This is a genomic window from Candidatus Accumulibacter sp. ACC003 (assembly GCF_907163085.1).
Lineage (GTDB): Bacteria > Pseudomonadota > Gammaproteobacteria > Burkholderiales > Rhodocyclaceae > Accumulibacter.
In genome coordinates this window covers 237,096-252,221 of the sequence record NZ_CAJQTX010000006.1, presented here as the reverse complement: position 1 = coordinate 252,221, position 15,126 = coordinate 237,096, and the positions used below count along the sequence as shown (strand labels likewise).

Here is a 15,126-nt window from a genome sequence, read left to right as displayed (position 1 = left end):
CTGGCCGCGTCGCCGGCTAGGGCACGGGCAAGCTTTGCCGACGCCGCTCAGCGGCGCCGGGCGAAGTCCTCGCGGGCGAACTCCTCGAACTCGTCGATGGCCAGCGGCCGGCTGAACAAATAACCCTGATAGGCGTCACAACCGACGCTCGCCAGAAAGGCCCGTTGCCCTTCGCTGTCCACGCCCTCGGCGATGACGCCGAGACCAACGCTGTGCGCCAGCGTGACAATGGTCCTGGCGATGGCCGCATCGCTGCTATCGCTGAGTACATCGCGAACGAAGGAATGGTCGATCTTCAACTGATCCAGAGGCAGGCGCTTGAGGTAAGACAGCGACGAATAGCCGGTACCGAAATCGTCGAGAGAAAACCGAATTCCCCAGGCCTTCATCCGGGAAACCTTGTCGATGAACTCGTCGACGTTGTCCACCAGCAGGCTTTCGGTCAGTTCCAACTTCAGCAGCGCCGGATTGGCACCGGTCTGCGCGAGTATCGCCAGGACCTTGTCGGCAAAGCGCGATTCGTGGAACTGCCGGGCGCTGACGTTCACGGCGATCGTCAGCTGCGCCAGGTCGCTGCGCCTGGCCCACAGCGCCAGCTGACTGCACGCCGTTTCGAGAACCCAGTAACCCAAGGGCAGAATCAGGCCGCTTCGTTCAGCCAGCGGAATGAACTCGGCGGGAAGAACGATGCCGCGCTCGGGGCTCCGCCAGCGCAGCAGCGCTTCGCTGCCGATGACGCGACCATCGCCGGCGACCTGTGGCTGATAGTGAAGGACGAACTCATTTTCGCGCAGCGCGTGCCGCAGACAGTCCTCCTGGCTGGCGTTGCCGACGGCGACACGCTGCAAGGCCTGGTCGAAGAAAGAGAATCGATTGCGGCCGCTTTCCTTGGTCTTGTACATCGCCACGTCGGCCTGTTTCAGCAAGGCCTCGGTCGAAATTTCCTGCCCCCGGAACAAGGTCGCGCCGATACTCGCCGTACTGTGGTGATCAATTTCTGCCAATTGATACGGGCGACTGAGCGCAGCGAGGAGCTTTTCGCCGATGACTTCGGTCTGTATCGCCGCCTCTTTCTGGTTCTTGCTGAGACTGACCAGCAGCACCACGAATTCGTCGCCACCGAACCGGGCCACCGTGTCGCACTCACGAACATTGGCGGTGAGGCGTTGCGCGACGCTCTGCAGCAGCAGGTCGCCATGGTCATGGCCGAGCGTATCGTTGAGCCTCTTGAAGCGATCGAGGTCGATGTACAGCAGCGCGGCGAAAGTGCCATTGCGCTGACTGGTGCTCATCACCTGTTTCAGATGATCGAGCAAGAGGACGCGGTTGGGCAGATTGGTCAGAGAATCGAAGTAGGCCAGACTCTCGATCTCGCGTGCGGCCGTCTTGCTCTCGCTGATATCACTGATCACGACGCGCAGGACGCTGGCGCCGTCGGCCTCGTGCGCCACGGTCGCTTCCAGCTGCCCCCAGAAAGGCGTGTCGTCGGCGTGCCGCATGTGCAGCTCGCAGGTCTGCGGCTGGCCGGACGCCCGAAGCCTCTGGCGGAGCCGGTAGAAAACGTCCTGGTCGCCTTTGGCAATGAAGCGACTGATCCTCTGCCTGACCAGCGCGCGGCGGGCGACGCCCAGCAAGTTCGCCGCCGTGAGGTTGGCCTCGACGATCATGCCGAGGGCACTGACGGTGCAGTAGCCGACCGGCGCCAGGTCATAGATCTCGAAATAGCGCGCCCGCGCGGCATCGACGTCAAGCTGCACCCGGCGCAGCTCCTCGTTCTGCATTTCCAGTTCGATCTGGTGCACCTGCAGTTCGTGGAGCATTTTCTGGATCGCCTTCGGCGACATCGTCTCGAGCTTCTCCGGCGGCGTATCGGCATCGTCGTGGAGCGTCTTTTCCGCGCGTCGGCGCAGCGCCTGCTGCGCACTCAGCTGTTTTTTCGCCGCCAGCAGCGCGGCGACGTCGGGGGTTTTTTCCTGGCGAGTCACCTGCTGACCTCGGCGGCGGCGGCCAGTATCGCTGGCTCGCTGGCGCGTTCGGTGGTGGCAATCGCATAGACCTGCCCGGCGTCGTTCAGCAAGGCGCTGGCGCTGACCCAGACGTCAAGCACCGCGCCGTCGCGGGTGATGCGCTGCGTCAGCTGCGGCGGCAGCGTTTCGGGCCGATGCAGTTGATCGAAGCGCGCCAGTTCATCGTCGCGCAAAGCCGCCGGAATGCGCTCGCGGACGTTCAGCAGCAACGCTTCGGCTTCACTCCAGCCGTACATCCGCACCGCCGCCGGGTTCCAGGCGCGGATTCGGCCGGTCAGATCCTGCATGGTGATGGCATCGAAGGCATCGCGCACGACGACCGCCAGACGGAGTTCCGTGCTGGCCTGCTCGAGCACATCCTCGATGCGCTTGATCTCGGTGATGTCGACAAAAGTGATCACCGCACCCTCGATGACGTTGTCCAGCGTGCGATAAGGCCGGATGCGCAACAGGTACCACTGGCCAGCCCTGGTCTGCACTTGCGCCTCTTTCGGCTCCAGCGTGTCGAGCACCGCGTGCAGGTCGGCGACCAGGTGATCGTCGCCGCTGATCAGGTCGGTGACGATGTGTCCCACCGGCCGCCCGACGTCACTCTGGATCAGGTTGATGATCTGCGCCGCCGTCGGGGTAAAGCGCAGGATGCGCAACTGATGGTCCACGAAGACCGTCGCGATGCCGGTGCCGGCCAGCAGGTTGTTCATGTCGTTGTTGGCCTGCGACAAATCGGCGACCTTGGTCTGCAACTCGGTGTTGACCGTCGCCAGTTCTTCGTTGACCGACTGCAACTCCTCCTTGGACGTCTCCAACTCCTCGTTGGTCGATTGCAGCTCTTCGTTAACCGACTGCATTTCCTCGATCGACGATTTGAGTTCCTCGTTCGCCGTCTCGAGTTCCTCGTGCGCACTCTGCAGGTATTCGTCGCGTGCACGCAGTTCTTCGGTGACCGCCGCCAGCCGCGCGTCGCCGTCAACCGCGCCACCCCTGGCGGCGGCGAGTTCACCGTTGGCGAGTGAGGCGAGTGCCGGCGCTTCAGGATCAGCGCCGGGCGCCTCTTCGAGAATGACCAGGTACATCGGCAACGCCGATGGCGCCGCGCCGTCGTTCGCCAGCGGCTGGATGCGCAGGTTGACGCGCGCCACGTGACCGCTGCTCTTGACGCGCAGGCCATCGACGCGGACGCTCTCGTGGCGGCAACTCGCCCGGTGCAGCGCCGTCGCGAGTTCGAGTCGCAAGCCCTCGCGTGCCATCTTGACGATGTTGTTGATACCCGCCTCGCCCGGCGCCGGCTCCAGGTAGGCGCCACTGCGACCGTGCAGATAGAAGACATCGCCCTGCGCGTTGACCAGCGCGGCGGCCAGCGCCAGCTGCTGCAGCAGCGCCTGTTCGGTCAGCTCGCGCAAAGGCCGTTTCTCGGGGAATACGTTCTTTGCGCCGACGCGCGGTAGCCCACTCGGCGGCAGCAAGCCGCTCAAGGACGCATGTTGCACGCCGCTGACGTCGTCCCGGCGCTGGAACAGCTTCGCCTTGCGGTCGACAACGGTGAACAGACTGGTCGCGTCGCCGACGCTTTCGGAGCTGCCGAGGAACAGCACGCCGCCCGGCCGTAGCGCGTAGTGGAACATCGGCAGCAGTTTCCTTTGCAGCTCGGCGTCGAGATAGATCAAGAGGTTGCGGCAGGTAATGAGGTCGAGTCGGGAAAACGGCGGGTCTTTGGCGACGTCCTGCTCGGAAAAAATCAGCAGGTCGCGAATACTCTTGTGAATCCGATACGCGCCGCCCGGCTCTTTGGTGAAAAAGCGCGCCAGGCGCTGCGGCGAGACGTCGGCCGCGATGCCGGCCGGATAGACGCCGGCACGCGCGTTGGCGATCGCCCGGCGATCGATGTCGGTGGCGAAGATCTGCACCGCGTAGCACTGTTTGAGCGCCGCCATGTGTTCTTGCAGCAGGATCGCCAGCGAATACGCTTCCTCGCCGGTCGAACATCCCACCACCCAGACGCGCAGCACGCTGTCCGCCGGTCGGCTGGCAAAGAGCTTGCCGATGATCTGCTCGTCAAGGAACTGGAAAGCGTCCGGGTCGCGGAAGAAATTGGTAACGCCAATCAGCAGGTCCTGAAACAGCTCCTCGACCTCGCCCGGGGTTTGTTGGAGAAAGCGGACGTAGCCGTCGAGCGCCTCGATCTGGTGCACGTGCATCCGGCGCTGGATGCGGCGGTGGATGCTGCTCGGCTTGTAGTGCGAAAAATCGTGGCCGGTCTGCGCTCGCAAGAGGATGAAGATCTTCATCAGCGCACCGTCGACCTTGGGGTGCGGATTGCTGGCGTAGCGCGACAGCTTGCCAAAGGCGTGCGTCACGTAGGCGATCAGCTGTGCGGGCATTGCCGCCGGTGTCAGCTGCCAATCGACCAGGCCGGTGGCGATGGCGCTGCGCGGCATGCCGTCGAACTCGGTGGACTCGGGCGTCTGGGCCATGACCATGCCGCCCGCGCCCTTGACGGCGCGGATACCCAGGGTGCCATCGCTACCGGTACCCGAGAGGACGATAGCAATGGCGCGCTCGTGCTGACTGTCGGCGAGCGAGCGAAAGAAGAAGTCGATCGGCAGGCGCTGACCACGCGGCTCCGGCTGCTCCAGCAGTTGCAGGCGACCATTCAGAAAAGCCATGTGGCGACTTGGCGGGATGGTGTAGGCGCAGTTGACGCGCACCGGCATGCCGTCCTCGACCTCAAAGACCTGCATGCGCGTGTAGCGCTGGATCAGGTCGGCGAGAAGGCTCTTGTGGTCCGGCGCCAGGTGCTGCACCAGGACAAAGGCCATTCCCGGATCGCTGTCGGTCGGCATGCCGGAAAAGAAAGCCTCAAACGCGGCCAGCCCGCCGGCCGATGCGCCGACGCCGACGACCGGAAAAGACGTGTCGGTGACGCTTGACTCCGCGGCGCCGTCTGGCGCCGGCAAAGACGTGCCCGGACTGCTGCGTGTCGATTTACTGGTCTTCATGCGTCCTCTCGCGGCAAGCCACTGGCGGCATCTCCGTCGATACTGCGAGTATCCGAGATTTCGCTCATTTCTCCTACGCCGACGCCATGCCGGCAACCGCCGGCCGGCAACGCCGGTCTGCCGTGGATGATTTTTCGGCGCACGTCGGTGCCAGCGCGGTGAATTGGTAGCGCCGGTTCTGGAGCGCTGCCGACGGCTTGCCTGCTGCTGGGCAAGCCTGCTATCTTTGCCGGCAGCCAACGCTCGTAACGATTCGCCCGCGCCGATGATGCACGCTGAATTCACCGTTGTCACGTGCCGTGCGCCGCGCGCATGCCGTCGGGCGAAGGGAAATTCGTCGGTCGCCTGGGCGACTTTCACATAAAGCGGAGTTTGCTGATGAGCAGTCGGCTGATCACCACCTGGAGCGAATACGACAGCGCCGTACAGGAAATCCTCGACCTCGCACCAGGCACCCTGCAGATCTTCGACGAAGACCTGACGACACTCAAGCTCGAACGACCCGAGCGCATCGCGGCGCTGCGCCGCCTGCTGACTTTGCGGCCGGACGACAAGCGCTTGAGCAGGCGCTTGACGATCGTCGTCCAGAAGACCGATTTTGTTCGGCAGTACAGTCCGCAGTTGATGAAGCTGCTGAGCAGCCATGCGCCAACGCTGACGATCATCCATGCGCCGGCGCATTTGGCGACGCTCGCCGACTCGCTGCTGATCGCCGATGGCCGGCACGCGCTGGTCCGTTTCGACCACGATCAGGCACGATCGCGGCTGATCATTGACGATAGCGGCGAGTGCGCGCCGCTGCGCCAGCGCTTCGACGAGATCGTCGGCGAAGGCGGCGAAGCACTCAGCGCGACAACACTGGGACTATAAGGCCGGCGCAGCGGCGGAGAAGGGCGACTCGTGAGTCGCCGGCGCGACTTTTACATTAAACTGGCGGCCTTTTCGACGGAGCCGCCCCCTTGAGTCGCGCTCAGGCCAACCTGCTGCTGCTCGCCGTCGCCCTGGTCTGGGGTTCGGCTTTTGTCGCCCAGGCCGAAGGCATGGCCGGCGTCGGACCGCTGAGTTTCACCGGCATCCGCTTCGTCCTCGGTAGCGCCGTCGTCGCGCCGCTGGCGTGGCGCGAGTGGCGCCTGCTGGCCGTTCAGAGGGCGCAACCGACGCCTGCCGACTTCGTCGGAATCGGCGGCCTCGGCGTTCTGCTGCTGCTCGGCGCCGCTTTCCAGCAGATCGGCATCGTCAGCACGACGGTCACCAACGCCGGCTTTCTGACCGCGCTCTACGTGCCGCTGGTGCCGCTGTTGGCGTGGCTGCTGCTCGGCAGCCGCGCGCACTGGTCGGTGTGGCCGACGTCGCTCGGCTGCCTTGCCGGCACCTGGCTGCTCTCCGGCGCGCAGGGCCTGGAGCTGGTCGTCGGCGACCTGTGGGTAATCGCCAGCAGCGTCTTCTGGGCCTTGCACGTCATTTTTGTCGGACGCATCGCCGAACGCCTGCGCGCGCCGCTCCTCATCGCCTGCGGACAGTTCCTGGTCTGCGCGCTGCTCAGCCTGCTGTCGGCGGCGTTCACCGAAACCATCACGCTCGCCGGGATTCGCCAGGCGGCGCTACCGATTGCCTATGCCGGCCTGGTGTCGGTAGGCATCGCCTACACCGCGCAGGTGGTCGCGCAACGTTACGCGCAAGCCGCCGACGCGGCGATCATTCTCTCGGCCGAGACGGTCTTCGCCGCGCTGTTCGGCTTCCTGCTGATGGGCGATCGCCTGAACACCCAGGGCATCGCCGGTTGCACGCTGATTCTGCTGTGTATCGTCGCCGTCCAGATCGCGCCACTGGCCGCGGCTGGCAAACAAGCGCTCGCCAGGCGAGCGCAGTAAGGCGCGCAGCAAGACGGCGGCGCCGGCGGGAACGACTGGACTGCCGCGTCGCTACGCTCCTCGCAGTGACGGTGCTCTGAGCACGCGGCTCAACGGTGTGACGCGGCGGAGCGCTGGCCAGGCGGCTTCTGCGAAAGCTCGACCCTGGCGGTGGAAGCTTCCATCGTGGGGTCGATCGCTCCATCTTTTTGATCGATCGATCCGTCCACCGCATTGGCCATACGCTCCGGTGTTTCCCCCGCGCCGCCTGGCGAAGGCGAAACACGTCAGCTCGCTCGACTCGCGCCTGACGAAGGCCTGCAGCACGGCGCCGAAGGAAAGCAGCGCCGCGCGATACAGGCGATTAGAATGCGCGTGTCGGCACCCCGGTCGACGGCTGCGGGCAATCGGCTTCGCACCTGGCGAGACCGATCGAACGTGTTGGAAAGGCGCACTTTCATGTTCTCCAAATTCTCCAAATTCTCCAAGTTCTCGATCCCACCCCTCGGCGACCAGTTCAGCAGCGATTCGCCACCCTACGGCGATCCGGCCGCGACGGCCCAGCGCGTCAATCGGCGGCGACTGCGCGTATTCCTGATCGTCTTCGCGCTGAGCTTGCTGCCCGGACTCGCCTGGAACCTGCTCCGTTCGCCCGAATACCGGGCGACTGCACGCGTGCAAATTTCAGCCGGCGCGGTGGCGGCCCAGACGGTCACGAGCAGCACTGGTTCGAGTGCGGAACTGCGACCCGCACAGCCGATCGACGTGCTCACGCAAGCACAGGTCCTGACCAGCCGCCCGCTTTTCGACGAGGTCGCTCGCCGCTTGCGCAGCGAGGGTCACAGCGACGCCTTCGCTGGCGGCGACGCCAGCCTTGCGCTACAGAACGCGGTCACCGCGACGTCGATCCCGGGGACCGATATCGTCGAATTGCAGGCCATCGGCGCTTCGCCGCAATGGCTGGCGAAGAGCCTCAATACGTTGATCGAAACGTATCACGACCAATCATTGACGACGCACGGCAATGCCTCCGCAGAAGCCGCCGTCAATCTACGCGACGAAGTCGAGCGACTCGCCGGCAGCATGGCCGAAAAACGCGCGCAATTGGCCGCCTTCCGCGAAAAGAGCGGCGTCGTCTCGTCGGAGCGTAGTGAAAATCACGTGCTGGCGCGGATCAAGGGACTCTCCGAGTCGCTCAACAAGGCCAACGAGGATTCCGCAAAAGCCGATGCTCGGCTGCGCACGCTGCGCGAATCGGCAGGTTCCGGCCGCAGTCCGGTTCTTGCCAAGGACAACCCGACGCTGGCCTCGATAGAAAACCGCGTTTCGCTGACCCGCGAGCAACTGCGTGATATGGAACGTAGCTATACGCCTCAGTTCATGGCCATGGACCCGACGGCGCGAGCGCTACGCGCCCGCCTGAGCGAACTCGAGCAACAGTTGCTGAGCAGCCGCTCAGCCAGCCAGCAGGCGGTATTGGCGGCCGCCGAAGAAGACGCGGCCGGCGCTCGTGCTACGGTCGAGCGCTTGCGCGGCCAGATCGACGAGCAACGGCGGGCAGCACAAATCGCTGCAGGGAACTTCCAGGAAGCCAAGGCGATGGAAGACGATCTGGTTCGCCTCGAAGGCGCGCGACGCAACGCCAGCGAACGCCTGGCCAAGCTCGAAGCGACCGAACAGTCACGGCGGCCAGCACTGACGCTGATCGAGGCCGCTACGGTGCCCGAGAAAGCGTGGCGCCCCGACTATCTGCGCGATGCCCTGATCAACCTGGCGGCGTCCTTTTTGCTCGGATTGCTGGCCATGTGGTTCGTCGAACTGTTCAATCGTTCGCCAGCACCGCCAGCGCCCGGGGCGACCACGATCGTCGTCTCGCAGCCGATGCTGACGCCGGCCCTGAACGTCGAAGCGCCGCGAGCGCTGCCCGGAGTGAGCTACGACGCCGCTTACCGTGACCTTCCGCAACTGGCCGCTGCGGCGAGCGTCGCCCGCGAACTGACTCCGGACGAGGTGGCGGCACTGCTCGCTGCCGCCGATGGCGAGGCGCGTCTGCTGTGCGCGATTCTGCTTCTCGGGCTGACGGTAGATGAACTCAGGGAGCTGGCTGTCAAGGATGTCGACCGGGCGCGCTTGCGCCTGAGCGTGCGTGGCGCCTGGGCAAGGACGCTGGCGATTCCCGGCTGGCTGGCGCTGGCACTCGAAAAACATGCCGGCGACGACCCCGACAGCCTACTGCTCTGCAATTCGTCGGGCCAGCAACTGTCGGCATCCGAGATCACTTCACAGGTCACTTGCGCGGCGTTGGATGCCGGCCTGGAGGCCGCCGCAGCGGTCTCACCGGCAGCCCTGCGACACACCTATATCGTCTACCTGATCGACCAGAACGTGCGTTTCTCTGACCTCGGCCCGCTCGTCGGACGCCTCAGCAGCGACGAGCTTGCACCCTACGCCGCCGTCAGTTCGGGGCCGCGGCAAGTTCGCGGCGCTGACGTTGAAAGCATTATGCCGGCCTTGCGGAGTGCAGCAATCGCTTGACCGAGACGTCGATAACCAAGGACGCCGCGCCGCACGTCACGCAGCGCCGGCCAGCCCGGGATAGCGCATTCAGAATCCCGCCAGCCTCTCGAAGAACCAGAACGACGCCAGAATTCCGATCGCGTAGGCGGCCACCGGCCGCGCGTAGCGCTCGCCGGCAGCCGCCAGCCGAGTCCGCCTGGCCAGGGCGAAAGCCCCCAGAACAACGGCGATGAACGCCAGCTGACCGACTTCGACGCCGACGTTGAAAGCCGCCAGCGCCACGGGAATATCGCCGCGTGGCAAGCCGATGCTGGCCAGCGCGCTGGCGAACCCGAGGCCGTGCAAGAGCCCGAAAGCGAAGGCGACCAGCCATGGCCAGCGCGCGCTCAGGCTCGCCTGGCCGCGCTGCCGGCGGACGATCTCGCACGCCAGCAGCACGATCGACAGCGCGATGCTCGCTTCGACCGGCGGACCGGCGACGCGCACCACGCCCAGCGTCGCCAGGGCCAGGGTGATCGAATGTGCGAGCGTGAAGGCGGTGATCGTCCACAACAACATCCGCGTCTGACCGACGATCAGGATCAGCGCAAAAACAAACAGCAGATGGTCGTAGCCGAGCAGAATATGATCGACGCCATGCCGCAAAAACGCGCCACTGACCGCCAGCCAGCCACGTTCGGCGGCAACCTCCAGCCACGGCTGCGAGGGATGAACGAGCGTCGTCGAGTAGGCCCCGTCGCGCAACTGCACGCGCACCAGCACGTCGGTGATCGTCGCTGGCAGGCCGACGAGATCGATGCGCGTGCCGGCGAGCCCGCCGGGCAATTCGATCAGCCAGCGCTCGAGTAGCGAATCGGCAAGTTCGCGCCGCGTCGGTTCGGTGACATTGCGCGTGCCGGCGGCGAACTGCACGGCGACCGGTAGAGGCATCCCCGAGAGCACCGGCGTGCGCCACAAGACGTCGTAGCGGCCCGGCGCGGTCTGGTTGATTTCAAGATACGCCGGACGGGTTTCGTGCGCCCAGGCGCCCGCCAACGGCAGCCAGATGACGAGCAGCGCGCCGCGCAGCGCCCAGCGCCAGCGCGCCAACGCGCGCGCGTGGCGGCTCATCGGGCGTTGCTGGTCGGCGCCGTTGCCGCGGCCGGCGCCACCGCGGCATCCGGCGGCGGCAGCACGACTTCGTAGCGCGCGCGCATCGCGGCGAAGCTCTGGCGCTTGGCGTCGGCGCGTTGCGCGTTGATCCATTCGGCGCGCACGTCGGCCTCGATCTCCTCGAGAATCGGCAGCCGTCCCGGCGTCAGCGAATCGATGAACAGCAGATGCCAGCCCAGGCCCGATTCGACCGGCCCTTGCCAGGCCCCCGCCTTGAGCGCCGACAGCGACTGCGCGAAGGCCGCTCCGAAAACCCCGGCGACCTGTTCGGGGCTGCGCTCGGCGTAATGATCTTCGAACATGAAACGATCGCCGAGGCGCTCGGCCAGCGGCGAATCGGCCGGCTGGTCGACGAGCTTTGCCAGCGCCGCGCCGGCAGCCGCGCGCGCCCCCTGGCCGCGCTGGTCGGGCGAGAAGTACAAGTGACGGAACGAGATCCGCCCCGGCAGGGCGAAGCGCTCACGATTCTGCTCGAACCACGCCTGCAGTTCAGCGGCCGAGGGGTCGCGGATCGCGGCGCTGTCCTCGGCGAGAAATTCCATCTTTTGCGCCAACCGGCGCCTGACGATGGTGTCGCCCTGATCGAGGCCCAGCGCCAGCGACTCGCGGTAGAGGATTTCCTCGCGAATCCTGTTTTCGATGAGGCTGTTCATTTCCGTCGGCGTCGGCGGCCGCTGCCACTTGCCGGCCCACAGCACCGCCATCTGGCGCAGATCGTCGCGCGTCAGCCGGATCTGATTGGCCGGCGACGGCGCACTGATCTGCGGGTTGAGCGCGCCATAGACGGCGAACAGCACGCCACCGGCGAGCAAAAAATGCAGGAGTGGCTCGCGCAGCCAGCGGCCGACGCGTGACCGCTGCGCATCAGCGGGCGATACCGCAGCAATACTCATTGCGGCAGCGCTTCGACCTCGTAATTGGCGTAACCGAATTCGTTGCTGCGCGCCGCCAGGTATTTGTCGCCGAGCTTGTAGACGGCGACGTCGAAGTCGCTGCCGTTGATCTCGGTGCGCAGACGCCCGTCACGAATCTCGTAGTCCAGGTCGCCGCCGTGCAGCAACTCGCCGGCGCCGGTCAAGGCCGCCTGCTGGCCGTTCACCGCCGTCACCAGGCGGTGGCCCGTCGCGCCATGGAGGATCTCGAAGTGCTCGCCGGTAACCGTGTTACGCACCCTGACCGTCTTGCCGACCAGCAAGTCCTTGAGCTGCGCGTCGGACAAGGCCTGCGATCCCTGCTTCTTCAGGTCAGCGATGGTCAGGCCGGGCCTGGCGCCCTGGCGCGCTTCGGCGCTGGGCGTGTACCAGATCGGCGAGCTCCAGGCACGCTCCTGGATGACCGCCGAAAAGCCCGCCCCACTCGGCGGCACGCGGCCAAGCTTGACGGCCTGCATGGTGCTCCAGCGCGGCGTCGGAATCTCCAGCACGCGGGTGTAGTAGAAAGCGTCCAGACTCGGGTCGAAATCCGGGTCCACCCACACCGCCTTCAGTTCGACGGCGCCAATCGTGTTGCTGTACGTGCCCTTGCCGAGATCCACCGTCGAAGCGATTGCCGGCACCTTGCCGGTTCTCGGATCGGGCTTGCGCGCGCCGGCCCAGGCGACGTCGTAGACCTTCTCGAAGGACTGGCCATTGCGGCTCCAGCCCTTGATGATCTGCACGCGGTCGAGGTTGGCGCTGTCCGGGTCCTTGCTCGCCCAGACGGCGAAGGTCGGCGCCTTGGCGCGCTTTGCCGGCAGGTCGCCGCCCATCGGCACGCCGCTGGCGTAGGCCGACTTGAGCCAATCCCGGTTCTTGAACAACGCCTTATCGAGCGCCCAGCCGCCGAAGAATCGCAGCGGCACGCGCACGCCACTGGTTGCATAGGTCTCCTTGCGCTGCAGCGCGTCGAAGATAGCCTCACGCGTATTTTCCTCGGCCCACACCGCGCTGAGCCCCGCCGGCGTCACCCAGAGACTGTTGAGCCCGAGCACGGTGGCACCGTCGATGCGCTTTTGCGGCGTGTCGTCGACCGTGCCGTGCACGCCAAAAAAGTTCTTCTGGCGGTAGGGAACGACGCTGACATGCGAGTCGGAGCCGCTGACCAGGCCGAACTTGAAGGGGTTGAAGCCGCGCGCCTGCTCGAGCGCGAGACCGTCCTTGTACGCTTGTCGAACGTAGCTGCCGTACTCGCGTGGCAGCGGGCCCTTCCTGCCGAGAAGATGCCAGACGAAGACCTCGTAGTTGGCGAACTCGTCGTTCGGCGAAAGTCCCGGCGTCGTTTCCGACTGGCCCTTGACCTGCTTGATCTCGGTCAGCGGTTCGTTGCGCAGTCGCGCCTCGGCCCACGCCTGGTCGATCGGCCGACCCGCGTGATCGACCTCGGTCGGGAACATCAAGCCGTCGCTGAGGTTGGCGTTGTGCGAAATGGCGAGCAACTCGTTGCCGACCGCACGCTGCTCGTCCATCCACTTCCACAGCGCCGTCGGGTCGGTCGAGTCCACGGCCGTAAACGGCACCTGCGGCACCTTCTTCGAATCGCGGAAGAAAATATTGCGATGCAGGTTCTTGGAGTTCGGCGTCGCCGTCCACTCGTAGGCGGCGAAGGTCGTGAACTTGCCGGGCTGATAGTACTTGTCGGCGATGTCGACGATCCGTTTCCAGACCGGCGCGACGACCTCGGGAGTCGACAGCTGCTTGATCCGGTCGCCCTTGGCGATCGTCGCCGACAGCACCTTGAAGGCCAGCATCGGATCGGCGTGCACGCCGGCCTTGAGTACTTCGGCGACGACCGGCGAGTTCTGGCGCAAGGCCGAGCCGGGGTCGACCGCCTCCTGAATCATTCCCATATACTCGGCATGCTCGGTATCGGCGGCCCAGTCGAGCGGCTTGGTGATCGTCACCCGGTAGCCACCCGGGTGCGGCGTCGGCTTACCGAGCGAGTACTGGTAGAACTCCTCCGGGCCGGTGACGGTGTCGCCGAAAGCGAAGGCATCGAAGGACCAGCTGGTGTGTACGTGCGTTTCGCCGTAATAGACATTGCGTTCGGGGTTCTTCTGCTGCGCCAGCACCGGCGCCACCGAGACGCTGAGGAGCCCGCCACCGAGTACGGCGGCGGCCAGGTATTGCAGTTTTCTGGGCATTTTTCGCATTCCTTTCGTGGCGGCAAACAAATCCCTGGCCCGCGCGGCCGGCGGCGGCACGACGCCATCGACGTGCCGTAGTGCCACTTTCTGCCGCGAACTTGCGCTAGAACTTCCAGTTGCCGTAAACGCTCATGACGATCGTTCCGATGTTGTCGTACGAGCCGATCAGGTTGCCGCGACCACCGACAGCGACCGGCGCCGAGGTCTGCAGGTCGGTCTTCAGCGTCCCGCCGTAGATGTATTCGGCGGCCACACCCCACTCCGAGGTCTTGCTCAGCTGCTGCTGGCCACCGACGCCGAAACGCCAGGCGGTGTTCAGCGGCATCAGCGGCGACACCGTCGAGCTGTCGGGCTGGAAACCCGAGTCGTAGGCGACACCGAAGTTGAGCAGCCACGGATCGCTCAAGCGATACTGCCCGCCGGCGGCGACGTGCCAGGTGTCCTTGAAGGGTATCGCCGTCGTCAGGCTGACCGGGTTCGACGTATTGTCGATGCCGATATTGATCCGCCCGAACCTCGACCACTGCTGCCAACCGACACTGCCGAGCGCCGCCCATTGCGGGTCAAGCTGCGTGAACACGCTGAGCATCGCCTGCTGCGGCACCGTGATGCCGATCTTCAGTTGCGAGTCCAGCAAACCGGCCTTGTTCAGCCCGCTGGCGACCAGTGGCGACAGGCCTGAAAACTTCGGCGTCGCCTTGAAGTCGAGATTGACCTGCGAATTCCACGTCAGCCCGATTCGCGTTCCCTCGTCAATTTCGTACAGCAAGCCAAGGTTGGCGCCCCAGCCCCAGGTGTTATCGTCGTACTTGAGCCGACCGTCGCCAAAAGCCGGGTTGGGATTGTTGATCGCCACCTGATCCTGGTAGATCCCGTACATGGCGTTCAGGCCGGCGCCAAGCGAGAGCTTGTCATTGACCTTGTAGGCGACGCTCGGCACCAGCGACAAGCCAAGCAGCGTCGTACTCTGGATGTAATAGCGACCCGCCCAGTCGTTGTCGTACTTCAGCGGCGCGCCGAAATTGCCCGCCAGCGCGAAGCCGACCTTCAGATCGGGCGAGACGCTGTGGCTGATGAATGCGCCGCCGCCGGGAAACCAGCCGTTCGACCCGACCGCATAGCCGCCTTCGTTTCTGCCGAGATCGAGCGAGCTTCCCGAGTCGATCGAATACCTGGTGCTGTTCCACAGCAGCTGCCCCGAGGCCACCGCCTGCGTGCCTTGCAGCCGGGTCATGCCGGCCGGATTGGTAAACACCGTCGAGGCATCCTGCGCACGGACGTTGTAGCCGGCCGAAGCGAGGCCGACGTCGGCCGTTCCGAGTTCGTAGGCGATCATGCCGCCGGCGAAAGCCGGCGTCGTCGCCAGGGTCGCCGCGGCGAGAGTGACGAGCGCACGGAAGGGCATGGTAGCTTGGCCGTGCGTGGCGGCGCGAGCGGCTTCGAAGCGCTTCGGACAGGACATA

9 protein-coding genes are annotated in these 15,126 nt (G+C 65.4%); 3 read left to right on the top strand and 6 right to left on the bottom strand.

The features are described from left to right. Positions 1-47: 47 nt before the first annotated feature. Both QZ656_RS14390 and QZ656_RS14385 read right to left on the bottom strand, forming a co-directional pair. Positions 48-1,781 (bottom strand): GGDEF and EAL domain-containing protein, encoded by a 1,734-nt coding sequence (locus QZ656_RS14390; protein WP_291994220.1) that lies wholly within the window; start codon positions 1,779-1,781, stop codon positions 48-50. A gap of 200 nt (positions 1,782-1,981) precedes the next feature. Beyond that, complete coding sequence (locus QZ656_RS14385) at positions 1,982-5,023, bottom strand: CheR family methyltransferase (protein WP_291994052.1); 3,042 nt, start codon at positions 5,021-5,023, stop codon at positions 1,982-1,984. Between the two features lie 378 nt (positions 5,024-5,401). Here QZ656_RS14385 and QZ656_RS14380 point away from each other — a divergent pair, with 378 nt between their 5' ends. The 3 genes from QZ656_RS14380 (at position 5,402) to QZ656_RS14370 (ending at position 9,408) form a co-directional block, all read left to right on the top strand. Next, complete coding sequence (locus tag QZ656_RS14380; protein WP_291994051.1) at positions 5,402-5,893, top strand: hypothetical protein; 492 nt, start codon at positions 5,402-5,404, stop codon at positions 5,891-5,893. A gap of 89 nt (positions 5,894-5,982) precedes the next feature. Continuing rightward, positions 5,983-6,894, top strand: a complete 912-nt coding sequence (locus QZ656_RS14375) for a DMT family transporter (protein ID WP_291994050.1) — start codon at positions 5,983-5,985, stop codon at positions 6,892-6,894. 438 nt (positions 6,895-7,332) lie between these two features. Further along, positions 7,333-9,408, top strand: a complete 2,076-nt coding sequence (locus QZ656_RS14370; RefSeq protein WP_291994049.1) for a tyrosine-type recombinase/integrase — start codon at positions 7,333-7,335, stop codon at positions 9,406-9,408. A 69-nt stretch (positions 9,409-9,477) separates the two neighbouring features. Here QZ656_RS14370 and QZ656_RS14365 read toward each other — a convergent pair whose 3' ends face one another. The 4 genes from QZ656_RS14365 to QZ656_RS14350 form a co-directional block, all read right to left on the bottom strand. Continuing rightward, complete coding sequence (locus QZ656_RS14365) at positions 9,478-10,500, bottom strand: HupE/UreJ family protein (RefSeq protein ID WP_291994048.1); 1,023 nt, start codon at positions 10,498-10,500, stop codon at positions 9,478-9,480. Continuing rightward, positions 10,497-11,435: a peptidylprolyl isomerase gene (locus QZ656_RS14360; RefSeq protein WP_291994047.1), complete on the bottom strand. Its 939-nt coding sequence runs from the start codon at positions 11,433-11,435 to the stop codon at positions 10,497-10,499. The genes QZ656_RS14365 and QZ656_RS14360 overlap by 4 nt, the downstream gene beginning before the upstream one ends. Beyond that, positions 11,432-13,660 carry a DUF3604 domain-containing protein gene (locus tag QZ656_RS14355; protein ID WP_291994046.1) on the bottom strand — a complete coding sequence of 743 codons (2,229 nt, stop codon included), beginning with the start codon at positions 13,658-13,660 and terminating at the stop codon, positions 11,432-11,434. The genes QZ656_RS14360 and QZ656_RS14355 overlap by 4 nt, the downstream gene beginning before the upstream one ends. 106 nt (positions 13,661-13,766) lie before the next feature. Further along, the gene (locus QZ656_RS14350) at positions 13,767-15,125 is read right to left on the bottom strand and encodes an outer membrane protein transport protein (protein ID WP_291994045.1); all 1,359 of its coding nucleotides are present in this window, start codon (positions 15,123-15,125) and stop codon (positions 13,767-13,769) included. Position 15,126: the final 1 nt, after the last annotated feature.